This window comes from Lysobacter sp. K5869, assembly GCF_018847975.1.
Taxonomy (GTDB): domain Bacteria; phylum Pseudomonadota; class Gammaproteobacteria; order Xanthomonadales; family Xanthomonadaceae; genus Lysobacter.
The window spans coordinates 1,402,352-1,424,443 of sequence record NZ_CP072597.1; the positions used below are offsets into that span (position 1 = coordinate 1,402,352).

Annotated in this window: 20 protein-coding genes; 6 read left to right on the top strand and 14 right to left on the bottom strand. The window is 70.8% G+C overall.

Going from position 1 to position 22,092, the window contains the following annotated elements:
* The first annotated feature begins 17 nt into the window (after nucleotides 1–17).
* Complete coding sequence (locus J5226_RS05965; RefSeq protein ID WP_255323088.1) at nucleotides 18–986, top strand: GGDEF domain-containing protein; 969 nt, start codon at nucleotides 18–20, stop codon at nucleotides 984–986.
* A gap of 23 nt (nucleotides 987–1,009) precedes the next feature.
* A complete protein-coding gene (locus tag J5226_RS05970; RefSeq protein ID WP_215838933.1) occupies nucleotides 1,010–3,628 on the top strand; it encodes a putative peptide modification system cyclase in 2,619 nt (872 codons plus the stop codon).
* On the opposite strand, the gene J5226_RS05975 is transcribed toward J5226_RS05970, so the two are convergent.
* Nucleotides 3,580–3,897 (bottom strand): NHLP-related RiPP peptide, encoded by a 318-nt coding sequence (locus J5226_RS05975; RefSeq protein ID WP_215838934.1) that lies wholly within the window; start codon nucleotides 3,895–3,897, stop codon nucleotides 3,580–3,582. The two genes, J5226_RS05970 and J5226_RS05975, sit on opposite strands and share 49 nt — an antisense overlap.
* A gap of 268 nt (nucleotides 3,898–4,165) precedes the next feature.
* Between J5226_RS05975 and J5226_RS05980 the strand changes: the two genes are divergently transcribed.
* Complete coding sequence (locus J5226_RS05980) at nucleotides 4,166–5,335, top strand: putative peptide maturation dehydrogenase (RefSeq protein ID WP_215838935.1); 1,170 nt, start codon at nucleotides 4,166–4,168, stop codon at nucleotides 5,333–5,335.
* Between the two features lie 99 nt (nucleotides 5,336–5,434).
* Nucleotides 5,435–6,517, top strand: a complete 1,083-nt coding sequence (locus J5226_RS05985; protein WP_215838936.1) for a nitronate monooxygenase — start codon at nucleotides 5,435–5,437, stop codon at nucleotides 6,515–6,517.
* Nucleotides 6,518–6,697: 180 nt separating this feature from the next.
* On the opposite strand, the gene J5226_RS05990 is transcribed toward J5226_RS05985, so the two are convergent.
* The 6 genes from J5226_RS05990 to J5226_RS06015 form a co-directional block, all read right to left on the bottom strand.
* On the bottom strand, nucleotides 6,698–7,711 hold the full coding sequence (locus J5226_RS05990) for an alpha/beta hydrolase (protein WP_215838937.1): 1,014 nt from the start codon (nucleotides 7,709–7,711) through the stop codon (nucleotides 6,698–6,700).
* Between the two features lie 237 nt (nucleotides 7,712–7,948).
* Nucleotides 7,949–8,104 (bottom strand): hypothetical protein, encoded by a 156-nt coding sequence (locus J5226_RS05995; protein ID WP_215838938.1) that lies wholly within the window; start codon nucleotides 8,102–8,104, stop codon nucleotides 7,949–7,951.
* A gap of 303 nt (nucleotides 8,105–8,407) precedes the next feature.
* A complete protein-coding gene (locus J5226_RS06000; RefSeq protein ID WP_215838939.1) occupies nucleotides 8,408–9,238 on the bottom strand; it encodes an AraC family transcriptional regulator in 831 nt (276 codons plus the stop codon).
* A 219-nt stretch (nucleotides 9,239–9,457) separates the two neighbouring features.
* Complete coding sequence (locus J5226_RS06005) at nucleotides 9,458–9,832, bottom strand: hypothetical protein (RefSeq protein ID WP_215838940.1); 375 nt, start codon at nucleotides 9,830–9,832, stop codon at nucleotides 9,458–9,460.
* A gap of 108 nt (nucleotides 9,833–9,940) precedes the next feature.
* Nucleotides 9,941–11,467 (bottom strand): YifB family Mg chelatase-like AAA ATPase, encoded by a 1,527-nt coding sequence (locus J5226_RS06010; protein ID WP_215838941.1) that lies wholly within the window; start codon nucleotides 11,465–11,467, stop codon nucleotides 9,941–9,943.
* 10 nt (nucleotides 11,468–11,477) lie between these two features.
* The gene (locus J5226_RS06015; RefSeq protein ID WP_215838942.1) at nucleotides 11,478–11,744 is read right to left on the bottom strand and encodes an accessory factor UbiK family protein; all 267 of its coding nucleotides are present in this window, start codon (nucleotides 11,742–11,744) and stop codon (nucleotides 11,478–11,480) included.
* Nucleotides 11,745–12,096: 352 nt separating this feature from the next.
* On the opposite strand from J5226_RS06015, the gene J5226_RS06020 reads away from it, so the two are divergent.
* Nucleotides 12,097–12,435 carry a P-II family nitrogen regulator gene (locus J5226_RS06020; RefSeq protein ID WP_031371341.1) on the top strand — a complete coding sequence of 113 codons (339 nt, stop codon included), beginning with the start codon at nucleotides 12,097–12,099 and terminating at the stop codon, nucleotides 12,433–12,435.
* A 47-nt stretch (nucleotides 12,436–12,482) separates the two neighbouring features.
* Here the strand turns inward: J5226_RS06020 and J5226_RS06025 are convergent, their stop codons facing one another.
* The 7 genes from J5226_RS06025 to J5226_RS06055 form a co-directional block, all read right to left on the bottom strand.
* Nucleotides 12,483–13,733: an ABC transporter permease gene (locus J5226_RS06025; RefSeq protein WP_215838943.1), complete on the bottom strand. Its 1,251-nt coding sequence runs from the start codon at nucleotides 13,731–13,733 to the stop codon at nucleotides 12,483–12,485.
* A 38-nt stretch (nucleotides 13,734–13,771) separates the two neighbouring features.
* Nucleotides 13,772–15,082, bottom strand: a complete 1,311-nt coding sequence (locus tag J5226_RS06030) for an ABC transporter permease (RefSeq protein ID WP_215838944.1) — start codon at nucleotides 15,080–15,082, stop codon at nucleotides 13,772–13,774.
* A gap of 10 nt (nucleotides 15,083–15,092) precedes the next feature.
* A complete protein-coding gene (locus tag J5226_RS06035; RefSeq protein WP_215838945.1) occupies nucleotides 15,093–15,848 on the bottom strand; it encodes an ABC transporter ATP-binding protein in 756 nt (251 codons plus the stop codon).
* A 71-nt stretch (nucleotides 15,849–15,919) separates the two neighbouring features.
* The gene (locus J5226_RS06040) at nucleotides 15,920–17,209 is read right to left on the bottom strand and encodes an efflux RND transporter periplasmic adaptor subunit (protein ID WP_215838946.1); all 1,290 of its coding nucleotides are present in this window, start codon (nucleotides 17,207–17,209) and stop codon (nucleotides 15,920–15,922) included.
* 174 nt (nucleotides 17,210–17,383) lie between these two features.
* A complete protein-coding gene (locus J5226_RS06045) occupies nucleotides 17,384–17,638 on the bottom strand; it encodes a hypothetical protein (protein ID WP_215838947.1) in 255 nt (84 codons plus the stop codon).
* Nucleotides 17,639–18,019: 381 nt separating this feature from the next.
* A complete protein-coding gene (locus J5226_RS06050; RefSeq protein ID WP_215838948.1) occupies nucleotides 18,020–20,809 on the bottom strand; it encodes a protein kinase in 2,790 nt (929 codons plus the stop codon).
* On the bottom strand, nucleotides 20,806–21,372 hold the full coding sequence (locus J5226_RS06055; RefSeq protein ID WP_215838949.1) for an ECF-type sigma factor: 567 nt from the start codon (nucleotides 21,370–21,372) through the stop codon (nucleotides 20,806–20,808). The genes J5226_RS06050 and J5226_RS06055 overlap by 4 nt, the downstream gene beginning before the upstream one ends.
* Nucleotides 21,373–21,900: 528 nt before the next feature.
* Here J5226_RS06055 and J5226_RS06060 point away from each other — a divergent pair.
* Nucleotides 21,901–22,059, top strand: a complete 159-nt coding sequence (locus J5226_RS06060; protein ID WP_215838950.1) for a hypothetical protein — start codon at nucleotides 21,901–21,903, stop codon at nucleotides 22,057–22,059.
* Nucleotides 22,060–22,092: the final 33 nt, after the last annotated feature.

Here is a 22,092-nt window from a genome sequence, read left to right on the forward strand (position 1 = left end):
CGCCGACGGACGTGGCGATGGCGGTGCTGACGCCCGGCGAATTCGAACTGTTCGCCGAGATCGGCCGCCCGCGTCGGGTCGAGGCCGGACAGGTGCTGTTCCGCCGCGGCGAACTGGGCACCACCATGTTCGTGATCGCGCGCGGCGCGATCGTGCTCGACTTCGGCGACGACCTGGTCACCAAGCGCCTGGGCGTGCGCGAATTCTTCGGCGAACTCGGCCTGCTGATCGGCGACCACGCCCGCAGCGCCGACGCCATCGCCGCCACCGATGGTTTGCTGGTGGAACTGCGCCATGAAGAATTCCAGCGCTTGGTCGATCGCGACCCGTCCTTGGTTTCGTATTTCTTGCGCCGCGCGATCATGCGCGTGGTGCTCAACGAACAAAGCCTGATCCGCCGCCTGCGCCGCCGCAACCAGGATCTGGAAGCCGCGCTCGACAGCCTCTACGCCACCACCCACCAGCTCAATCAGACCGAAGAGCTGGTGCGCACCGACGACCTCACCGGCCTCTACAACCGCCGCGGCCTGACCTTGCATCTGCAGGAAGCGCGCGCCGCCGGGCTGGCCGAGACCTTGGGGCTGGTGCTGATCGATTGCGACCGCTTCAAGCAAGTCAACGACGAACACGGCCATCTGGCCGGCGACCGCGTGCTGCAGAGCGTGGCCAACATCCTGCGCTCGGTGGCCGGCACCGAGGACATCGCCTGCCGCCTCGGCGGCGACGAGTTCTGTTTGTTGGTGGCCGCGCGCACCCGTCAGGACGTGATGCGCTTCGCCGACTTCATCGTCCACACCGTGCACGGGCTGCTGCTGATTCCGCAGTCGCCGCCGACGATTTGTCCGGTCAGCGTCGGCGCCTGTTTGGTCAGCTCGAAACGCGATTGGAACGACTGGTACGCGCAAGCCGACGCCGCGCTCTATCAAGCCAAGCGCTTGGGCGGCAACCGCGTGCATTGGCAGGATGCCGAACTGAGCGCCGTTTGATCGGCGTGGACAAGGATGCCGCGATGAACGACGCCCACCGCCCCGATGCCGACGGCCCGCAGCTGCGAACGCTGCTGCTGACCGACCTGTGCGATTCCACGACCTTGGTCGAGCGCATCGGCGACGGCCCGGCGGCGGAGCTGTTCCGCGAACACGACCGTCTGGTGCTGGCGCTGCAGCAGCGCTGGCGCGGGCGCTTGATCGACCGCTCCGACGGCTTGCTGCTGTTGTTCGAGCGGCCCATCGACGGCCTCGGTTTCGCTCTGGATTACGCCCGCGGCCTGCGCGAGATCGGCGCGGCGCGCAAGTTCGAGCTCAAGGCGCGCGCCGGCTTGCATGTCGGCGAAGTGCTGACCTGGCGCAACAGCGACGAGGCCGTGCGCGTCGGCGCCAAGCCGGTGGAAGTCGAAGGGCTCGCCAAGCCGATGGCCGGCCGCCTGATGGCGACCGCGCGCCCCGGCCAGATCCTGCTGTCGGCGGTGGCCGAGCCGCTGGCGCACCGCGCCGCGCGCGAGCTCGGCGAACGCGGCCAACAGCTGCTGTGGAAATCGCACGGGCGCTGGCGTTTCAAGGGCGTGCCCGAGCCGCAGGAAATCTACGAAGTCGGCGAGCCCGGCATCGCTCCGCTGCGCGCGCCGCCGAACGGGCCCAAGGCTTGGCGCGACATCCCGCTGTGGCGGCGGCCGGCGGCGTTGGTGGCCGAAGTCGCGCTGCTGGCGATGGTCGGCGGCGGCGTCTGGTTCGCGACCCGGCCGCAGCCGGCGATCGCCTTCGGCCAGCGCGATTGGGTGGTGATCGGCGACCTGCGCAACCTTACCGGCCAGAGCGTGCTCGACGATTCGCTGGAACAGGCTTTCCGCATCAGCCTGGAGCAGTCGCGCTACGTCAACGTGCTCAGCGACCTCAAGGCGCGCGACACGCTCGAACGCATGCAGCGCAAGAACGACACCGTGCTCGACCGCGCCATCGCCTCGGAAATCGCCCTGCGCGACGGCGCCCGCGCGGTGATCCTGCCGACCGTGGCCGAAGTCGGCGGCCGCGTGCGGGTCAGCGCCGAGGTCATCGATCCGCATACCCAGACCACGGTCTACGCCGAGTCGGCCGACGGCGCCGGCAAGGAATCCACGCTCGCCTCCATCGACAACGTCACCGCGGCGCTGCGCGAAAAGCTCGGCGAGGCGATGAAGTCGATCGAGCGCGATTCCGAGCCGCTGCCGAAAGTCGCCACCTCCAACCTCGATGCGCTGCGCGCCTACGCCCTGGGCCAGAAGGCCTTCGGCGCCGGGCGCTACGAGGACGCGGCCAACTTCTATCAGCGCGCCACCGCCCTGGACCCGAACTTCGCCCTGGCCTACCTCGGCGGCGTGCGCACCGCGGTGGCGCGGGTCGACGCCACCCACGCCAAGCCGTTCCTGGCCCAGGCGCAGGAACACCGCGACCGCTTGCCGCCGCGCGACGCGCTGTACCTGGACGCGTGGGCGGCCGAATTCGCCGGCGGCCAGCAGGCCGCGGGCAAGTGGAAGCTGTTGGCCGACCTGTACCCGGACTATTTCGCCGGCGCCGCCAACTACGCCTTCGCGCTGATGCAGGAAAGCCGCTTCGGCGAGGCCAAGGTCTACGCCCAGCGCATTACCGTGCCGCAGAACCCGCTGCGCGGCCACGGCTACGACCATCTCGGCCGCAGCGAACTGGGCCAGGAACATTACGGCGCCGCGCGGGCCGCGTTCGATCAGGCGCTCAAGCTCGACATCGCCGACGCCACGCGCCGGCGCGCCAACGTCTCCGCCGCGCAGGGCGCGCTCGACGACGCCTCGCGCCGGCTCGACGGCGGCGGCGCGCGCAAGGGCTATGCCTCGGTACGCGATCTGGACAAGACCGCATTGCTGCTCGATCAAGGCCGCTGGCGCGAAGCGCAGCGCTACATCGAGGCGGCGGCCAAGCGGCCGGTGGAAGGCAACGACCTGCTCAAGAACGTGCTGGCGGTGACCGAGGCCAGCGTGGTCGCGCTCAACGGCGAGCGCGCGCGCGCGCGCGAACTGCTCGGCGCCACCGCGCGCAATGCGCTGGCGGCCTCGAACGGCGCGGGTTACGACGAATCCGATTACGTCTATCTGGCCTTGGCCAGCGCCTATCTGGCCCAGCGCCAGGACGATGCGACGCTGGCGCGCAGCGTGCTCGACACGCTGAAGGACCGTCAGGGCCTATGGGCGACATCGAAGCTGGCGGAGATGCGCGAGATCGTGCTGGCCGGACAGGAGCGGCTGGACGGCAAGCCCGAGGCGGCGGCGCGCCGGCTCAGCGCCTTGCTCAACGGCCACGAACTGTTCCAGACCCGCGCCGCGCTGATGCAGGCCTACGAGGCCGCCGGCGATGCCGACAAAGCGCTGGAGCAGGCGCGCTGGCTGGCCGCTCACCGCGGCTTGGCCTATATCGAACTGGCCGGCGGCCAGTCGCTGCAAGCCTTGAACGTCGCCGACACCCGGGTGGCGCGGCTGCGCGCGGCGCAGGCGCTCAAGGCGCTGGGCCGCACGGCCGAAGCGGACAAGGAAGCCCAGGCGTACGTCGCCGCCTGGGCCGCCAATGCGCCGCCGGCTTACTTGTCGTCGACGGCCGGGCCGGTCTGGCCGGCTTCGAAGCAGTGAGGATTGTTGTAAGCGGCCGCCGAAGTCAGGAATTCCTTGATCGTCTCGCGCGCGGCGGCGATCTCTTCCTTGCTCGCCATCATCGTGGTGTCCATGCACGAGAGCTGCACGCCCTCGGGCACGGCGTGGCCGAGCGATTCCACCGCCGTGGTCGGGTCTTTCTCGAAGCGCGCGCGGAAATCGTTATCGGTGCTCAACAGCTCCAACAGCTTGTCGGCGACCTTCGGATCCAAAGGCGTATGTCCGCCGCCCGGTTTTTTCGTAGCCATAGGTAGTTCCCCAGTTCCCCCGTGAGTGCCCTTGCGGGCGTAAAGCGGCGTCGAACGCGGCCGCCCCGGTCCAGCTGAGACAACGCGACAACCCGCGGCTACAGGTCACACGCGTCGTTCAGCAAAGTCGGGTCGGCCCGACGCCGGGACCCCGCGCGGCCTGTGCGAGCCGGCGCGGCATCCATCGCCTATTCTAGCCGCGGCCGCCGCGCCGGCCGGTTGCGGTCGGCCGCGCCATCGCTCCCGCCGTCCGAGGCCCGCCGCCGCCATGCGCATCCGCCGCTGCTCCATCGTATTCGTCGAACCTCGCGAAACCCTGTCGTTCGACCTGAACTCGCTGCTGCAAGGCGGCAACGGCCTGCACAGCGAGCGCCAGTGGCTGGCGCTGGCGCCGCACCTGGACGCCGAGGTGGAGATCGACGCCGACCAGCGCGAACTGCTCGGCGCGATCGGCGCGCACGAATGGCGGCCGGCCGAGACGGCCAGCGAACCGGCGCCGCAGGCCTTCGCCGCGCTGCTGCACGCCGGCCTGCTGATCGGCGACGACGAGGCCCACGCCGGCCACCGCGAACGCGACGAAGCCGTGCGCGCCGCGCACTGGTGGCCGCCGGCCGCGCTCGCCCACCGGCTGGCGCGCTGGCAGGGCATGGACAGCGCCGCGGCGATGGACGAGAACGAGCTGACCACGGCCGCCGAGATCCGCCGCCGCCTCGGCGCGCCGCCGCCGCACGCGATCGAGCGCGCGCCGGCCGACGCGCGCCTGCCGCTGCCGCGGCTGCCGGACGGCGAGTTCGAAGCGCTGCTCGCGCGCCGCGCCACCTGCCGCAACTTCGACGCCGGCCGCGCGCTGCCTTACGCATCGTTCGCGCGCATGCTGCAGCGCGTGTTCGCCGCGCAGTCGCAGGTGCGGATCAGCGACGACACCGTGTTCCTCAAGAAGCACACGCCCTCCGGCGGCGGCCTGCATGCGACCGAGGCCTATCTGATCGTGCAGAACGTGGAAGGCGTGGCGCCCGGGCTGTATCACTACCATCCGGTCGAACACGCGCTGGAGCCGCTGCCCGCGCCGGCGACGCCGCTGGCCGAATTCGCCGCGCAGGCGGTGGCCGGACAGCATTGGTTCGCCGACGCGCACGCGATGGCGGTGCTGACGCCGCGCTACGAGCGCAGCTTCTGGAAATACCGCCGCCACGCCAAGGCCTATCGCGCGTTGTTGCTCGACAGCGGGCACTTGTCGCAGACGCTGTACCTCAGCGCCACCGAACTCGGCCTCGGCGCGTTCGTGACCTCGGCTATCAACGAGATCGACATCGAACGCGGCTTCGGCCTCGACCCGCTCGCCGAAGGCCCGCTCGCGGTGTGCGGCTTCGGCTGGCGCGGCGAGCGCATGCGCACCTCCGAATTCGACCCCGCCGGCGCGGTCTGGCCGCGGGACTGAGCGCGCGCGCACGCTCGCGGCGTGGCGCCGCCACAACCGGGCAACACGCCGCGCGCGGCCGGTGGCATGCTGCGCGCATCCTCCACGGAGCGCGCACGCATGTGGCCCGACCGCCGTATCCAGGACTTGTTCGGCATCGCCTTGCCGATCGTGCAGGCGCCGATGGCCGGCGCGCAGAAGGCCGAACTGGCCATCGCCGCCGCGCGCGCCGGCGCGCTGGGCTCGCTGCCGTGCGCGATGCTCGCGCCGCAGCAAGCGCGCGAGCAAGTGGCGCAGTTCCGCGCCGCGGTCGATGCGCCGGTCAATCTCAATTTCTTTTGCCATCGCCCGGCCGCGGCCGATCCGGCGCGCGAGGCGGCGTGGCGCGAGCGCTTGCGGCCGTATTACCTGGAGTTCGGCCTCGATCCCGACGCGGCCGTCGCCGCCGCGTCGCGCGCGCCGTTCGACGAGGCGTGGTGCGCCTTGGTCGAAGAACTGCGCCCGCAGGCAGTGAGTTTCCATTTCGGCTTGCCCGAGCCGGCCTTGCTCGACCGCGTGCGCGCCAGCGGCGCGCGCGCGATCGCCTCGGCCACCACCGTCGCCGAAGCGCGTTGGCTGGAGCAGCGCGGCTGCGATGCGATCGTCGCCCAGGGCAACGAAGCCGGCGGCCATCGCGGCGTGTTTCTCGACGGCGAGGACGTGTCGCGCCAAGCCGGCCTGTTCGCGTTGCTGCCGCGCATCGCCGACGCGGTGACGCTGCCGGTGATCGCGGCGGGCGGCATCTTCGACGGCCGCGGCGTCGCCGCGGCGTTCGCGCTCGGCGCGGCGGCGGTGCAGGTCGGCACCGCGTATCTGTTCTGCCCCGAGGCGACGATCTCGCCGCTGCACCGGCGCGCGCTGGAAGCGGGCGAGGGCGACGACACCGCGCTGACCAATCTCTTCAGCGGCCGGCCCGCGCGCGGCGTGGTCAACCGGGTCATGCGCGAAGTCGGGCCGTTGTCGCCGCTGGCGCCGGCGTTTCCGGGCGCGGGCGCCGCGTTGGCGCCGTTGCGCGGTAAGGCCGAAGCCGCCGGCGACGACGGCTTCATGTCGCTGTGGTCGGGGCAGGCGCGGCGCGCGCACGCGTTGGGCGCGTTCGAGTTGACCCGCGAATTGGCGCGGCAGGCCTTGGATCTGCTCGATCGCGGCAACGAGCGCGACTGATCGCGGCGCATCGCGCGCCCACCGCATGGCGGACGGGCGCGCGACCGGATTTCGATCCGCGCATTCTTCGGCTCGCGCGTTCCAACCGCGTTGCGTGCAACGCAATCGAGCTCGACGCCACCGAACAACGCGCCTATTCCGGTGCGTCCGTTTCAGCGTGCGCCTCTCGACGCGCCGGCTTCAACGCACCCGCTGCGGCGTCCACGCCGCCCACAGCCGCTGCGCTTCCTCGGCGATCACGTCCGGCCGCTCTTCCGGCCAGAACAGCTTGAGCCCGTCGAGCTTGCGCAGCCCGCGCGACTGACCGAAGGCGTCGGCCAGCGGCTGCGCCTGCTTGCTGTCGAAGATGTCGTCGGCCATGCCCCACAGCACCCGCGCCGGCGCGCGGCTCGCGCCGAGCTGGGCGCCGATGCCTTCGAGCACGTTGCGTTCCAGGCCCATCGCATAGGCGTGGGTCAGCGCCTTGCGCTTGTCGGTCGAGATCAACGGGCCGAAGTACATGTCGATGGCGTCGTCGTCCGGGTGCGAGGGATCGGCGTAGCACATGCCGCCGAATCCCTGCGGCGAACGCGCCAGCGACTTGTCCTGCCACCACGGCAGCAACCATTCGTCGACGAAGCGGCCTTTCTTGGACAGCTCGATCACCGGCACCAGCTTCGGCGGCGGGTTGTCGAATTCGGTGTCGCAGTTGGTCAGCAGCACGGTGCGCACGCGTTCGGGATGGCGGGTCAGCAGCAGCTGCGCGATCGCGCCGCCGCTGTCGTTGGCGACCAGATCGGCGCTGTCGATGCCGAGCTGATCCATCAACGCCAGGATCATGCCGACCTGCGCGTCCGGGTCCACCGCTTGGCCTTCGGCGACCTTGGTGTAGCCCAGGCCCAGCCAATCCGGCGCGATGCAGCGGCGGTACGGCGCCAGCCGCGGCAACGCGCCGCGCCACTGATAGTTGTTGAGCGGGAAGCCGTGCAGGAACAGCGCCGCCGGGCCTTCGCCGCGTTCGACGTACGCGATGTCGCCGAACGCGGTGCGCGCGAACTTGCGGCTGGCGTGGAACTCGGCGGCGCCGATGTCGAGGTTCGCGCCGACGACCGCACCGTCCGCGCCGGAGGTGCGCGCGGCGGCGTGAACGATGGCGCCCAGGCTGCCGGCCGCGATCAGGCCGGCGCCGCCCAACAAGAAACTTCTGCGATTCATGTGGAACTCCGTAAAAGTGCGCAGCGCCGTCGCGGGCGTGCAGAAGCCCGCGACGGCGCGTGAGCGCCGCCTGAGGCGTGCGTTGTCGGTGTACGGCGCGAACGCCGCGGTTCGTATCGTGTCGCCGGCCCGCGCCTCCACCGGATGCGGCGGCGCGCGGTCTTGTTTCCCACACCGGCGACTTAGGCGCGGCTCGTCGCGTTTTCCAGGCGGCGCTGCATGCGTTTCGCGGAACGGTCAGTTGCGGTCGGGCGACTGCGCCGAGACGTAGGCCGCGTCGAGCTTCTGCGCGCACTCCTCGCAGCACACCTCGACGGTCTTGCCGCCGATCTTCACCTGGAAGGCGTTTTCGTCGAGCGGATAGTCGCAAGCCGCACAGGTCTTCTCGCTCATGGGAATTCTCCGAAAGGCGCCCGGGATCGGGCAGGCACAGTAGGCCACCGGGGGCGGGGCGGGCGCTGTCAGAAAATTTAGCGATCTCGCTCCCGAGCGCCCGGGGCCTCGCCCGGGCTGCCTGTAGGAGCGGCGTTCGCGAGCGAATGGGACCGGAGCGCGGCCCTGCGGACCCTGGCTCGTGGCCTCATGAACCTAAGGAACGGCCGCGATAGAACGAGCTCCGGAAGCGTGCGCGGCCGTTCGCCGCTTCGGGCCATCGCGGCTTACGCCGCTCCTACGCCCGGCGGCCCATGGCGGCGTCTAGCGATGCAGCGCCGACTGCCGGAACTCCGACGGCGAACGCCCGTAGGTCTGCTGGAACGCCGCGCTGAAATGGCTGTGGCTGGAGAACCCGAGGTCCTGGCTCAGCGCGCTCAGATCCTCGTATTCGCCGAGCAGATCCAAGGCCCGCGCCAGCCGCAGCCGCAATTGATAGCGGTACAGCGGCAGCCCTTCGACGCGCTGGAACACTTGGGTGAGGTAGACCGGCGAGACCCCGACTTCGGCGGCGATCTCGGCCAAGGTCCAACGCCGCGACAGGTCGCTGACCAAGACCAGCTTGGCCCGCTCGACCAGCCGCTGCTGTCCGACGCTGGCGCCGGCCGCGTGCGCGGTGCGCGGGCCGAGCGCGCGCTGGACCAAGGTCAGCGCCAGACTCTCGGCTTCCAAAGGTTCGGCGATGCCCTGGCGCAGACTGTGGCGCAGCAGCATCGCCAGCGACTGCGCGCGCGGATCGATGCGCAGGCGCGGTTGCCGGAACGACAGCTCCTCGCCTTCGCGCAGCAGCGTCTTGGGCGCCATCTCGCGCAGCATCGGCTCGGCCACCGACACCGACAGGCTGGCGTCGCCGCCTTCGATCGGATGGCTGACCCGGTAGCCTTCGCCGGCATTGAAGAACAGCACCTGGCTGGCCTCGGCCACGGTCGCCTGCTCGCCGACATGGCGCACGTAGACGCCGCGGTACGGGAACACCAGATGGGTCGCGGCGGCGCATTCCTCGGCGCTGCGGTGCTTGCACTCGCCGCGGCAATAGACGTCGCGGACCGTCACGGTCGGCGTCTTGAGCAGGCTATGGACGGTGAACTCGGACATGCCGCGGGTCTCGGTGGCGCCGCGCGTTCGCGGCCGGCGGGCCGTCGCCTGCCGTGGCCGGGTCCGCGGGGCGACTATAGCCCACGGCGGCGGGCGTCGCCGGCCGAAATCGCCCGTTCGTCGTCCCGACGCGGGCGAGCCGAAAAACGCTCTGTTCCGCGGTTGGCGACCAGTGATTCTTGTCATTTTCGGCGCAGGGGCGCGTCGCTGCGCCGGACGCTAATCGGCCGCTCGCTGAGCGCTCAGCCAAGCGAGGTTTCCCTTGCTGTTGCGGCCCACGACAATCAGAAACGTTTCGCCGGCCGTGTCCGGAGAGGAAAAATCGATGGCGCCGTCCTTGGCCGTGTATCGCCGTTCGACGTCGCGCGCCGGCCGATAGGCGGAAAGGCGATAGAGCTGTCCGTCGTCGAGGCGCGTGAAGTAACAGACCAGATGCCCGGCCGCGGTCCTGTCGGACCATATCTTGAAGTCCAGCCGCGCCCGCCAGAGGCCCTCGGGAACGCTCTTCCAGTCGTAACGTTCGGGCGCCAATCCCGCGTCGAGCGCGGCCTTGTAGCTGTATGCGCGCAAGGGCGCGGCGTCGGAGTCGTTCATCGCCGAATTCCAAACGGTGGTGCGGAGCGTTCTAGCACGTCCTCATCGGGCGTTCCGAGCCGGTCCGCGCCGTTCTTCGTTCGTTTCGCCGCGCTCGCGAACGCACCGTCACGCCGCCCGCGTCGCGCTGTCGCGGTCCGCGCGCCGGTAACCGATGGCTTCGCTCAGATGCGCGGTGGCGATGGCTTCGCTGCCCGCGAGGTCGGCGATGGTGCGCGCCACGCGCAGGATCCGGTGCATCGACCGCGCCGACAATTGCAGCCCTTCGACCGCGCGTTCGAGCAAGGCCTGATCGCGTTCGCCGAGCCGGCAGTGCTGCGCGGTCTCGGCCTGATCCAGGCGCGCGTTGGTCTTGCCGCTGCGCGCGTGCTGGCGCTGGCGCGCTGCGGCGACGCGCGCGCGGATCGCCGCGCTGGATTCGCCTTCGGGCTGATCGGGCCGCAGCGCCGAGGGCGGCAGGCGCGGCACTTCGATGTGCAGGTCGATGCGGTCGAGCAAGGGGCCGGAGATGCGCGCGCGATAGCGGCGGACGATGTCCTGGGTGCAGCGGCAACGCGCGCTGCTGTCGCCGGCCCAGCCGCAGGGGCATGGATTCATCGCCGCGACCAACTGGAAGCGCGCCGGAAACTCCGCGCTGCGCGCCGCGCGCGAGACCGTGACGACGCCGGATTCCAAGGGTTCGCGCAGCACTTCCAGCGCGCGCCGTTCCCATTCGGGCAACTCGTCGAGAAACAGCACGCCGTGATGCGCGAGCGAGATCTCGCCCGGACGCGGATCGGCGCCGCCGCCGACCAGGGCGACCGCGCTGGCGGTGTGGTGCGGCGCGCGGAACGGCCGTTGGCGCCAGCGCGCGGGATCCAAGGCGCGGCCGTGGCCGCCGCCGCCGACCGAGGCGATGGCGGCGGTTTCCAGCGCTTCGTCTTCGCTGGCTTCGGGCAACAGGCCGGGCAGGCGCGAGGCGAGCAAGGTCTTGCCGCAGCCGGGCGGGCCGATCAGCAGCAGGTGATGACCGCCGGCCGCGGCGATCTCCAGCGCGCGCCGCGCCTGGGTCTGGCCGCGCACGTCGCGCATGTCCAGCTCGGGCGCGCGCGCCAGCGGCGGAGCCACCGCGCGCGGCAGCGACGCGCGTTCGCACAGCATCGCGCAGACTTCCGACAGCGTGCGCGCGGTGCGCGCCTCGACCCGGCTCGCCAGCGCCGCTTCGGCGCCGTTGCCGGCCGGCACGATCAGGCGGCGTCCGGCCTCGGCCGCGGCCAGCGCCGCCGGCAGCACGCCGTCGATCGCGCGCAACTCGCCGGTAAGGCCGAGTTCGCCGAGGAATTCGCAATCGGCGAAGGCTTGCAGCGGCAGCTGCCCGCTGGCGGCGAGGATGCCGAGCGCGATGGCCAGATCGTAGCGGCCGCCGTCCTTGGGCAGATCGGCGGGCGCGAGGTTGACGGTGATGCGCCGCTGCGGGAATTCGTATTGCGCCGACTGGATCGCCGCGCGCACCCGGTCCTTGGCTTCGCGCACCGCGGCTTCGGGCAGGCCGACGAGGTTCATGCACGGCAGGCCGCCGCCCAAATGCACCTCGACCCGTACCGCCGGCGCGCGCACCCCCGTTCGCGCACGGCTGTGCACGAGCGCCAGGTTCATGGCGGGGGACTCAGTGCTGGGGAGCGGAGGCGTCGTCGAGCCGGGATTCGAGCTCGGCCACGGTGCGCTGCAGTTCTTCGAGCTTTTCGCGGGTGCGCAGCAGCACCGCGCGCTGCACCTCGAATTCCTCGCGGGTGACCAGGTCGAGCTTGGACAAGCCGGTCTGCAGCACGGACTTGAAGTTCTGCTGCATTTCCTCGCGGCCTTCGCGCACGCCGGACGGAACCAGGGTGCTGAGGCGGCGGGCGAGGTCGTCGATGTAGTTCAGGTCGATCATGTAGGTGAAACTCCTCCGGTATTGGGGTCAGCTTGACCGCCGGACCGGTGCGACGCCGTCGGCCGGGGCCGGGGCGCGCTGTCGGAAAAGTCCGAAGTGGATGACGCGGTCACTACATCACGGCGCCGACGCGCGCGGCAAGCGTCCGGTCGGGCGATTCGCCGCGCGCTTCATGCGCCGTTGCCATCCTCCGACGCTCGCCGCGCAGGCGATGTGAACGCCGCCCGACCGACGGCGCGACCGCCGTCGCGCTGCGCGCGGCTAGGTCGCGGCGCGCCGGCGCGTTATCCTGCGCGCCAATCGCAACGCGCCGGTCGCCGCCGGCGCCGCGCCACCGGCGGGAGACAGGCGAATGAAGATGGTCATGGCGGTGATCAAGCCGTTCAAGCTCGACGACGTGCGCGAAGCGCTGGCCGAAGCCGGCGTGGCCGGCATCACCGCGACCGAGGTCAAGGGCTTCGGCCGCCAGAAGGGCCACACCGAGCTGTATCGCGGCGCCGAGTACGTGGTCGACTTCCTGCCCAAGATCAAGCTGGAAGTGGCGGTGACCGACGATCAGGTCGATACCGTGGTCGAGGCGATCATGAAGGCCGCCGGCACCGGCAAGATCGGCGACGGCAAGATCTTCGTCTGGGATCTGGAACGCGCGGTGCGCATCCGCACCGGCGAGATGGACGGCGACGCGCTCTAAGCGCTCCCCCGTGGGCGCCGCGCGCGCCGCCGTCCTGGAAGCGCCGCTCAGGCCGCGCGCGTGGCCAAGGCCGGCGGCACGCTGGCCGCGCGCCGCGCCGGCCACAGCACCGCGGCCTGACCCAGCGACCACAGGCACAGCGCGCCGAACGGCAGATACGCCAGCGGCAGCCGCGGCAGTTCGTAGGCGCTCATCAGTCCGAGGTTGAGCGCGTAGGCCAGCAGCATGCCCAGGCCGATGCCGGCGCTGGTGAGCAGGAAATTCTCGGTCTGGAAGTAGCGCAGGATCTGCCGCCGGGTCGCGCCGAGCGCGCGGCGCACGCCGATCTGGCGGGTGCGTTGCTGCACCCAGAAGCTGGCCAAGCCGACGATGCCCAGCGCGGTCACCACCAGCAGCCCCGCGCACACCGCGCCGAGCAGCAGCGACATGGCGCGGTCTTGCTGGTAGTAGTCCTCGCGCAGCTGCTGCAGCGTCTTGCTGTTCTCCTCGATCACCACCCGGCTGGGATCGATCCGCAGCAGCGCGGCCGCGGCGGCGTCGATGGCGCGCTGGCGCTGCGAGGGATCGTCGACCTTGAGCACGTACTTGGCGATGCCGGTGTAGGCGAGCTTGGCCGGCAGCAGCATCGCGTAGTCGTAGGCGGCCGGATCGTTGTTGTCGCGGCTGCGCGCCAGCCGTTCGACCACGCCGACCACGCGCAGCGGGGTCTTGTCGAGCGCGTAGACGGTCTTGCCGACCGCTTCGCCGTCCGGGAACAAGCGCTGCGCGACCGCGCGGGTCAGGATCGCGGCCGGGATCGCCGCGGGCTGCGCGTCTTGCTTCGAGGCGCTTTGGCCGGACGGGTCCCAATCGACGAACTCCTCGGGCAGGAAGCGCCGGCCGGCGACCAGCTTGAGGCCGAGCGCGTCGAACAACTGCTCGCCGCCCATGTAGGTCGAAGCGCTGAGGTTGGGCTGCGGCTGATCGGCGCTGAGGCTGAGGCCGTTGTTCCAGGCGCCGTTGCCGAACGGCACCAGCGTGGTCGCGGCGGCCGCGCTCACGCCCGGCACCTCGCGCAGCGCGGCTTCGTCGCTGCGGCCGATCGCGGCCGCGTCGCTGCCCGGTGCGCCGCCGGCGATCTGCACGGTCACGATGCGCGACTCGTCCACGCCGCTGGGGCGCTGCATGCGCTCCAGCCGTTGGCCGATCAGGAACAGCACGTTGCACACGATCGCGCAGCACAGCGCGATCTGCAGCACGATCAGCGCGGTCGTGGTCTTGTGGCGGAACAAGGTGGAAACGATGGGACGCATGTCCATGACGGGAGTCCTGTAGCCGGTGGGAGCGGCGCGCGCGGTCATTGGGTCTTGAGCTGGATGGCCGGAGCGACCTGCATCGCCCGCCACGCCGGCAACACCCCGGCCAGCAGGCTCGCGATCAGCGCCAGCGCGAAGGTCGCCGCGAGCATGCCGACGTCGAGTTCGGCCAACTGGGCGTAACGCTCGGGTTGCTGGCGCACCAGCCACAGGCCGAGCAGGGTCAGCAGCAAGCCGAGCGCGCCGCCGGCCAGACCGATCACGCCGACTTCGGCCAGGCAGTGCAGGAAGATCTGCCGGCGCGAGGCGCCGAGCGCGCGGCGCAGGCCGATCTCGCCGCCGCGGCGCAGGAACTTGGCCAGCAGCAAGCCGACGGTGTTGACCAGACAGGCCAGCAGGAAGCCCAGCGCCAGCCACGCTTGCAGGCGCACGTCGCTCGGCACGACCTGGTTGAACTGCAGCCATTCGTTGACGTCGCGCAGGCGCACGTTGCCGGGGCGCGGGAAACGGCCGGCGGCGTGCTGCTGAGCGGAATAATCGTCGAGGTAGCGCTGGTACGCCTGCGCGCGCTCGGGCGTGTCGAGTTGCGCCCAGTACTGCAGATACACGCACGGCGCGTTGAGCGCGGCGCGGCCTTCCGGGTCGCCGCCGGTATCGCCCCAGCACACCGAGTTGCCGTTGAGCGCCAGCGACAGGTCGCGCGAGGTCGAGAACGGCAGCAGCACCTGCTCGGGTTCGCCGAACTGGTCGCCGCTGAGGTCGTAGAACTTCGGCACCGGCCGCCACGGCGCCAGCACGCCGACGATGCGGAAGCTGTGGCCGTCGAGGATCAGCCCGCGGCCGACGCTGTCGGCGCCGCCGAACAGCTTGTCGTTGAGTTGGGCCGAGATCACCGCCACCCGCGCGCGCTGCGCGTCCTCGCCGGCGCTCCAGGCGCGGCCGTAGCGCAGCGGCGCGTCGAACATCGGGAAGAAGTCGGCGCTGGCGTAGCGGGCGTTGCTGAGGAAGCTGTGCAGGCCGGACCGCTCGGGCTGGATGCTGACGCGGCCGGCGGTCATCAGCGCTTGTCGGTCGGCGCGCGCTTCGCGCAGCAGGGCTTGCGCGTCGTAGCGGGTCAGCATCGTCTGCGGCTCGCGCCCGGGCGCGTAGCCGTCGAGCGAGCCGGCGTCGAGCTGGACGTAGTAGAGATTCTGGCTGCGGCCGGGCAGCGGATCGCCGGACAGGATGCGGAACACGGTCAGCGTGGTCATGCAGGCGCCGATGCCGAGCGCCAGCGCCAGCACCATCAGCGCGGTCAGCGCTCGGTTGCGCTTGAGGCTGTGCACGGCCATGCGCAGGGAATAGGCGAACATGGCGGTCTCCTCAGGCGCCGGCGACGATGCGCAGCGGGGCCGGCGCGCGCGGCGGCGCTTCGGCGCGCGGCGCGGCGTCGGTGTCGGCATCGACCTCGGCCGAACCGTCCGACACGCGGCCGTCGACGATGCGCACGGTGCGGTGCGCGCGCGCCGACATCGCCGGATCGTGGGTGACCATGACGATGGTGGTGCCTTGGGCGTTGATCTCTTCGAGCAGATCCATCACCCCGCGCGCCATCTGCGTATCCAGATTGCCGGTGGGTTCGTCGGCGAGCAGCAGGCGCGGGCGGCCGGCGATGGCGCGGGCGATGGCCACGCGCTGTTGCTGGCCGCCGGAGAGCTGCGCCGGGAAGTGGCGCAGGCGCGAGCCCAGGCCGACCGCGCCCAGCGCTTCTTCGATGCGTTGCTTGCGTTCGGCGGCGGGCAAACGGCGATAGCGCAGCGGCACGTCGCAGTTGTCGAACAGGTTGAGGTCGGGAATCAGATTGAAGCTCTGGAACACGAAGCCGATCTTCTGATTGCGCAGGCGCGAGCGGGCGTCGTCGCCGAGCCCGCGCACGTCCTCGCCGTCGAGTTCGTAGCGGCCGTCGCTGAAGCTTTCCAGCAGGCCGGCGATGTTGAGGAAGGTGGTCTTGCCCGAACCCGAGGGGCCGGTCACGGCGACGAATTCGCCTTCGGCCACGTGCAGGTCGAACGCGCGCAGGGCGTGGGTCTCGACCAGTTCGGTGCGGAAGGCCTTGGAGACGGCGTGCATGTGCAACATGGGTGAACCTCCGGTGCGGGGGCGCTCGCCGCTGGCGGCGACGCGCGCGGATGGGGATGGGAGCGCGGCGTTCATTGGCCGGCGATGCGGACGCTGTCGGCGCCGGCGAACAGATCGGTGCCGGAGACGACCACGCGCTCGCCGGGCTGGAGGCCGGAGCGCACTTCGACCGCGCCCAGGCTGCTGGCGCCCAGCGCGATCGGCCGGCGCAGCGCGCGGTCGCCGTCGACCACGTAGGCGTAGCGGCCGCCGTCCTGTTCGACGAACGGGCCGCGTTCCAGGGTCAGCACGTCGCGACGGGTATCGAGCACGATGCGCGCGCTCAGGCGCTGGTTTTGGCGCAGGCTCGGCGGCTGCTTGCCCGGGGCGAAGCGCAGGCGCGCGACCACTTCGCCGTTGACCACTTCCGGCGACACCGCGGCGACTTCGGCCGGGTAGTTCTGCCCGGCGCTGGCGATCTGCGCCGGCATGCCCAGGCCGAGATCGCGGGCGAAGCTTTCCGGCACCTTGATCTCGACCTCGAACTTGCTCAGATCGACCACGCCCAGCACCGGCCCGTTGGCGGCGACGCTGGTGCCTTGTGCGACCTGCACCTGACCGACTTGACCGTCGAACGGCGCGCGCAAGGTCAGCGCATCGACCTGCCGCTGCAGCTCGGCCACGGTGGTGCGCTGGCGTTCGGCCAGCAGGCGCTTGTTGCGCGCGTCGAGCTCGGCGCCGGCGCCTTGCAGCGACAGGTCTTCGCGCGCGGCGGCCAGACCGATCTCGGCTTTCTTGAGTTCGTCGCGGGCCTTGGACAATTCGTTCTGCGACACCGCGCCGCCGTCGAACGCGCGCTGGTAGCGTTCCAGATCGCGCTGCGCAGCGGTGCGGTCGATCTGCGCCTGATCCAGCGACTTGCGCGCGGTCGAACGGGCGAGCCGGCTGTCGAGTTCGGCGCGGCTGGCTTCGGCTTCGACCACCGCCTGGGTGGAGCGCTCTTGCGAGAGCTTGCTCAGCAGCTCGGGGCTGTCGACGACGGCGAGGATCTGGCCTTGGGCGACGCGGTCGCCGGCGACGACCTTGAGGCTCACCGTGCCGGCGGCGATCGCGTACAGCGTCGGGCTGTTGGCGGCGATGACGCGGCCGTCGGCGGAAAGGTCGCGGACCAGATCGCCGCGCCGCACTTCGGCGATGCGCAGGCGCGAGGCGTCGAAGGAACGGCCGCCGGCGGCCCAGCCGGTGATGACCCAGCCGGCGCCGACGACGAGCGCGGCGAGCGCGCCGCCCATGGCCAGCCAAGAACGGCGGCGCGCGGCGACGGGCGCGGCGAGGGTGTGGTCTTGCGCGGAGGTGTCGCGGATGCGGGAGCGGGTGTCCATGGCCGAACTCGGGCGGGGCGCCCGGCTCGGCGCGCGCAAGTCAGGGCCAGGCCCGGACTTGCGCGGTCCGGATTCCGATGCGCGGTGGCGAGGAAGAAACGGTGCGCGGGACGCGCGGTGCGTCCCGCGGCGGCGGCGCCGCGGCCCGGCGAACCGGGCCGCTCGCGCTCGCGGTCAGCGCTGCGGAACCGCGCTGAACTTGGAACCGGAGGTGCCGATCGGGAGCGGAATCCACGGCGTGGTCGAACCGGTCGTGGTGGTCGTGCTGCCGCTGATGCCGGTGTCCGGCGGCGAGCAGAACGGGGGGCCGTCGAACGGCGGGGCGCAGACTTGCGCGTCGCCCGGCTTGATGGTCGCGGCCAGGGCGGCGTTGAACGAAGCGGCGGCGGAAATCGCCAGGAACAGGATCAGTGCGGTTTTGGTACGCATGGTTGAGCTCCAGGGGCTGTGGCGAGCGGTGCGAAGTAGCGCGGGTGGGCGCGCTGGTGGGTGGAGCCCGGCGTCGGCGGCGGTGGGAGGTGCCGTTCGAATCGCCAGGACACTTAAGAGTTCGCAGCGGGCCGGCCGAACCCGTCATCGATTCGCGAATTTTTTTTGCGCCCGCGCGAACCCCTGCGGGACTTAGGCGCGGGCGGCGTGACACGGCGGTAGACGCGCGCGAAAACCGGTTCATGCAGGTGACCGGTTCAGCTCGTTAGTGCGAACTCGTGCGCATTTGCGCTGAATGCGCGGCGCAAGCGGGTCGCGAAGGCGGAGACGCGCGCACGCATCGCCGCGCCGCGTGCGCGGCGTGCGGCGTGGCGATGCGGATCAGCGGCGCAGCGTTTGCTGCGCGTTGCCGGCGTAGCCGCCGGCGAGGCTGCGTTCGAGCTTGCTCAGCTCGTTCAATTCGGGCGCGCGTTCGGTCAGCTCTTGCTGCAGCACCGGCGTGGCGCGTTCGAGCAGCGCGCGCGCTTGCGCGGTGTCGCCGCGCGCGGCGGCGGCTTGGGCCGCGGCCAGTTCGGCCTTGGCGATCGGCAAGGTGCCGGCGAGATAGTGCTTCTGCGCCATCGCCAGCGCGCGATCGAGGTATTGGCCGGCGCCGGGCAGATCGCCGCGCTGCAGCGCGACCGCGCCGCGCAGGCTTTGCAGCGCCAGCAGCGCCTTCGGGTCGAGATCGCGATAGCGCTCCACCGGCGCGGCTTCGGGCAGGATCGCCTGCGCTTCCTCGTAGCGGCCGGCTTCGATCAGCGCTTGCGCGTGGCGCAGCTGGACGAAGGCCGGGCCGACGAACACTTCGCCCTGATAGCCGCGCGACAGTTCCAGCGCCTTGTCGAAATCCGCGCGCCCCTGCGCGTAGCGGCCGAGCGCGGCCAGCGACACGCCGCGGGTGTAGTGCGCCTTGATCAGCCAGGGCATGTACGCCGGTTGCCGCGGCATGCGCGGCAGCGCGGCGTCGATCAGGGCGACGGTGCGGGCGTGGTCGGAGACGTTGGCGTAGGCCATCGCCAGACGCACGTCGTCGCGCGCCTGGATCGCGTCGTCGAGTTCGAGCGCGCGGGCGATTTCCTGCGAACGCTGGTAATGCGGCACCGCCGCGCGCGAGCGGCCGACGTCGTCGAGCAGCATCGCCAGATACAGCTCCATGTCGGCGGTGAGCCGGCTGTTCATGCCGTACACGCGGTAGGCCAAACGCGAGGCCTGTTCGGCGTGCGAGAGCGCGTCCTCGTAGCGGTGCTGGGCGTGGCGCACCAGCACCGCGATGCGGTGCAGCTGGTACGACAGCAGGCCGTCGCGCGCGCCGAGCTCGCGTCCGGCGGTTTCGGCGCGGGTGAGTTCGCGCGCGGCGCTGTCGATGTCGTTCTGGTAGTACAGGCTGCGCGCCAGCCCGAGCAGGATCTCGGTGCGCAGCGCGGCGTCGCTTTCGCCGCTGGCGTCGAGCAGCTGCAGGGCGTGGCGCTGCTGGCGCTCGGCGTTCTTGAAGTCGGCGCCGTGCAGCATCGCGGTGCCGTAGTCGCTGTAGGCGCGGGCCATCACCAGCGGCTTGGCGTCCTGCGCTTGGCGGATCGCGATGACCCGGCGCATCGCCTCGCGCGCTTCGCCGGCGCGTTCGAGCTGGATCAGCGCGGCGCTGCGCGCGTGCAGGATGCGCGCTTCGAGTTCGCGGTCGGCGCCGCCGGCGGCGACCGCGGATCGATCGGCGCGTTCGGCCGCGTCGAGCGCGGGTCGCGGGTCGTTGATGTCGGCGTAGACCTCGCCGATGGTCAGCCACGCCACCGCGCGGGTGCGCGGGTCCTGGGTGCGGTCGGCTTCGAGCTTCTCGGCCGCGTTGGCGAGCAGGGTGGAGATGGTGATGGGTTGGCCGCGCACCGCCTCGGGCGAGGTTTCGGCCAGCACCGAGGCGAGGAAGTCGCGCGAGGCCTTGGCGTTGATCGCTTCGTGCTCGGACAGTTTCTCCGCCGTCAGCGCGCGCTGGCGCTCGGCGTTGAGCTGCCACACCGCCAGACCCGCGGCGACCGCGATCAACGTGCCGGCGGCGACCGCGGTGCGGTGGCGGCGTACCCATTTGTCCAGGCGGTAGAGCATCCGGTCCGGCGCGGCCGAGATCGGCAGGCCTTGCAGATGGCGCTGCACGTCGTCGATGAGTTCGGCGACGGTGCCGTAACGGTGGTCGGGTTCGGGCTGGGTGGCCTTGGCCACGATCCGGTCGAGATCGCCGCGCAGCAGGCGCCGCCGCGCCGGATCGGCGGCGATGCGGCTGGGCGCGGGCACCGGCGCTTCGTTCTTGCAGTGCTCCGACAGGCGCTGGTCGGTGAGCAGGTCGAACAGCAGCGCGCCCAGGCCGAACACGTCGGTGACCGTGGTTTCGGACTCGCCGCGGCATTGCTCGGGCGCGCTGTAGCCCGGCGTGAACGCGCGAGTGATGGTGTGGCTGGGCTGCTCGCCTTCTTCCAGCAAGGTGCCGACGCCGAAGTCGATCAGCACCGGGGTGCCGTCGTCGCGCACGATCACGTTGGACGGCTTGATGTCGCGGTGCAGGACCAGCCGCTGATGGGCGTGACGGACCGCGTCGCACAAGCGCAGGTACAGCTTCAGGCGTTCGTTGACCGAGGGCTTCTGCGTCGACAGGAATTCCGGCAGCGGCCGGCTCTCGACGTAGTCCATGACCAGATACGGCTGGCCGTCGGCGCTCTCGCCGCCGTCGATGTGGCGGGCGATGTTGGGATGGTTGAGCCCGGCCAGCATCGCCCGCTCGCGCGCCATGCGCTTGCGGCTGGCTTGGGTGGGAAAGCCGCGCAGCAGCTTCAGCGCGACTTGCTGGGCGCGGCCTTCGACGTCGCGTTCGGCCAGGAACACCGTGCCCATGCCGCCGGTGCCGAGTTCGCGCAGCAACCGGTACGGACCGATGCTGCGCGAGGGCGCGGCGCGCGCGACCCGGACCAGGCGCTCGCCGACCGGATCGCCGAGGGTCTCGTCCGAATCGCTGGCCAGCAGCCGGCGGGTGGCGGCGAGTATTTCCGGGTCGGATTCGGATTCCAGCAAGAACCGTTCGCGGTCTTCGCTCGAGCGGTTGAGGGCTTCGTGGAACAGGTGCTCGATGCGCTGGAACTTGGGGTTCATGCGGTCAGGTGTTCGCGCAACCACGCCTTCGCGAAGCGCAGATCGCGTTCCACCGTGGTCAGCGAGATGCCGAGCGCGTCGGCGATCTCTTGCTGGTTGAGCCCCATCAGGAAGGTGAGCTCGACGATGCGGGCCTTGCGCGGGTCCTGGGTTTCCAGCACGCGCAGGGCTTCTTCCACTTCCAGCCATTGATCGCCGGCGGCGGAAACCTGATCGGCGCCGGACAGCGTCACGTCGATCACGCCGCCGCCGCGCTTGTCGGCTTGCTGACGGCGGATGGTGTCGACCAGCACGAAGCGGATCGCGGTCGCGGCGATGCTGAAGAAGTGCTGGCGGTTCTGCGCGTCGAGCTTGGTGCCCAGCAGGCGCAGCATCGCTTCGTTGACCAGCTCGGTCGGATCCAGCACCGGCACGCCCAGCCGCGCGAGGCGCCGGCCGGCGATGCCTTTGAGTTCGCGGTAGACCAGATTGAGCAGGGCGTCGGGTGCCGAGTCGTCGCCTTCGCGCCAGGCTCCCAGCAAGCGGGTCACATCGCCCGCGATCTCGGACTCGCCGACTTCCATGCCTCGTTCCCCCTGATCCGTTGAGTGCTGTGCAAGCGCTTAGAGCATAACGATTGGAGCGCTTACTGGAGCATACAACGCGTCGCAAACGGGCCGCCTGAATTCGATGAAGCTCTCGTTTTCGCCAACGCGCGCGTCGCGCGCGGGCGACGCGGGGCCGCGCGCGCGAGCTTTGAATGGGCGGAGCGGGGGGAGGGCGCGGCGACGGCGAGGCGAAAAAAATTTCGCCGAACGATGACGGGTTCCGCCGCGCCGCTGCGAACTATCAAGTAACCAACACGATGTCGAAGCGGCGACGCCAAGACGGATCGGTTGGGTCGCAAGGAACGGCCGGCACGGCGTTCCGGCGACGGGGATTCCGCAGCCCTGGACGTCCTGCGGATCGGTCAAGCGCTTCAACGCTTGGGCGGTAAGCGCCGGCCCTGGTTGCCGCCAGGACCGGCGTGCCCGGGAACTCCCAAGGATTGGGGATTCCCGGGCTTTGCAAACCAACCTACGAAACAAACCAACCTAACCTGAGGATATACCATGTCTCGCATTCTGGAACTGCAGCGCCTGCCGACCTCCTCGACCTCGCCGATCGACAGCGACCTGGACGGCAACAGCACCTCGAGCGGCAACGGCTGCGCGTGCTCGACCAAGAGCGCCGGCCTTTGCTACATGGACGACGGCTTCGTCGCGGTCTGAGTCCTGCTCGACTGCAAGGCTTGGAAGCGCGAT

Coding starts and splice junctions, on each gene's coding strand:
- J5226_RS06055 (WP_215838949.1), bottom strand. CDS start 21,372: ATGGAAGTCGGCGAGTCCGAGATCGCGGGCGATGTGACCCGCTTGCTG.
- J5226_RS06040 (WP_215838946.1), bottom strand. CDS start 17,209: ATGGACACCCGCTCCCGCATCCGCGACACCTCCGCGCAAGACCACACC.
- J5226_RS06060 (WP_215838950.1), top strand. CDS start 21,901: ATGTCTCGCATTCTGGAACTGCAGCGCCTGCCGACCTCCTCGACCTCG.
- J5226_RS06035 (WP_215838945.1), bottom strand. CDS start 15,848: ATGTTGCACATGCACGCCGTCTCCAAGGCCTTCCGCACCGAACTGGTC.
- J5226_RS06020 (WP_031371341.1), top strand. CDS start 12,097: ATGAAGATGGTCATGGCGGTGATCAAGCCGTTCAAGCTCGACGACGTG.
- J5226_RS06025 (WP_215838943.1), bottom strand. CDS start 13,733: ATGGACATGCGTCCCATCGTTTCCACCTTGTTCCGCCACAAGACCACG.
- J5226_RS06045 (WP_215838947.1), bottom strand. CDS start 17,638: ATGCGTACCAAAACCGCACTGATCCTGTTCCTGGCGATTTCCGCCGCC.
- J5226_RS05990 (WP_215838937.1), bottom strand. CDS start 7,711: ATGAATCGCAGAAGTTTCTTGTTGGGCGGCGCCGGCCTGATCGCGGCC.
- J5226_RS06015 (WP_215838942.1), bottom strand. CDS start 11,744: ATGATCGACCTGAACTACATCGACGACCTCGCCCGCCGCCTCAGCACC.
- J5226_RS05975 (WP_215838934.1), bottom strand. CDS start 3,897: ATGGCTACGAAAAAACCGGGCGGCGGACATACGCCTTTGGATCCGAAG.
- J5226_RS06010 (WP_215838941.1), bottom strand. CDS start 11,467: ATGAACCTGGCGCTCGTGCACAGCCGTGCGCGAACGGGGGTGCGCGCG.
- J5226_RS06030 (WP_215838944.1), bottom strand. CDS start 15,082: ATGTTCGCCTATTCCCTGCGCATGGCCGTGCACAGCCTCAAGCGCAAC.
- J5226_RS06000 (WP_215838939.1), bottom strand. CDS start 9,238: ATGTCCGAGTTCACCGTCCATAGCCTGCTCAAGACGCCGACCGTGACG.
- J5226_RS05970 (WP_215838933.1), top strand. CDS start 1,010: ATGAACGACGCCCACCGCCCCGATGCCGACGGCCCGCAGCTGCGAACG.
- J5226_RS05980 (WP_215838935.1), top strand. CDS start 4,166: ATGCGCATCCGCCGCTGCTCCATCGTATTCGTCGAACCTCGCGAAACC.
- J5226_RS06005 (WP_215838940.1), bottom strand. CDS start 9,832: ATGAACGACTCCGACGCCGCGCCCTTGCGCGCATACAGCTACAAGGCC.
- J5226_RS05985 (WP_215838936.1), top strand. CDS start 5,435: ATGTGGCCCGACCGCCGTATCCAGGACTTGTTCGGCATCGCCTTGCCG.
- J5226_RS05995 (WP_215838938.1), bottom strand. CDS start 8,104: ATGAGCGAGAAGACCTGTGCGGCTTGCGACTATCCGCTCGACGAAAAC.
- J5226_RS05965 (WP_255323088.1), top strand. CDS start 18: ATGGCGGTGCTGACGCCCGGCGAATTCGAACTGTTCGCCGAGATCGGC.
- J5226_RS06050 (WP_215838948.1), bottom strand. CDS start 20,809: ATGAACCCCAAGTTCCAGCGCATCGAGCACCTGTTCCACGAAGCCCTC.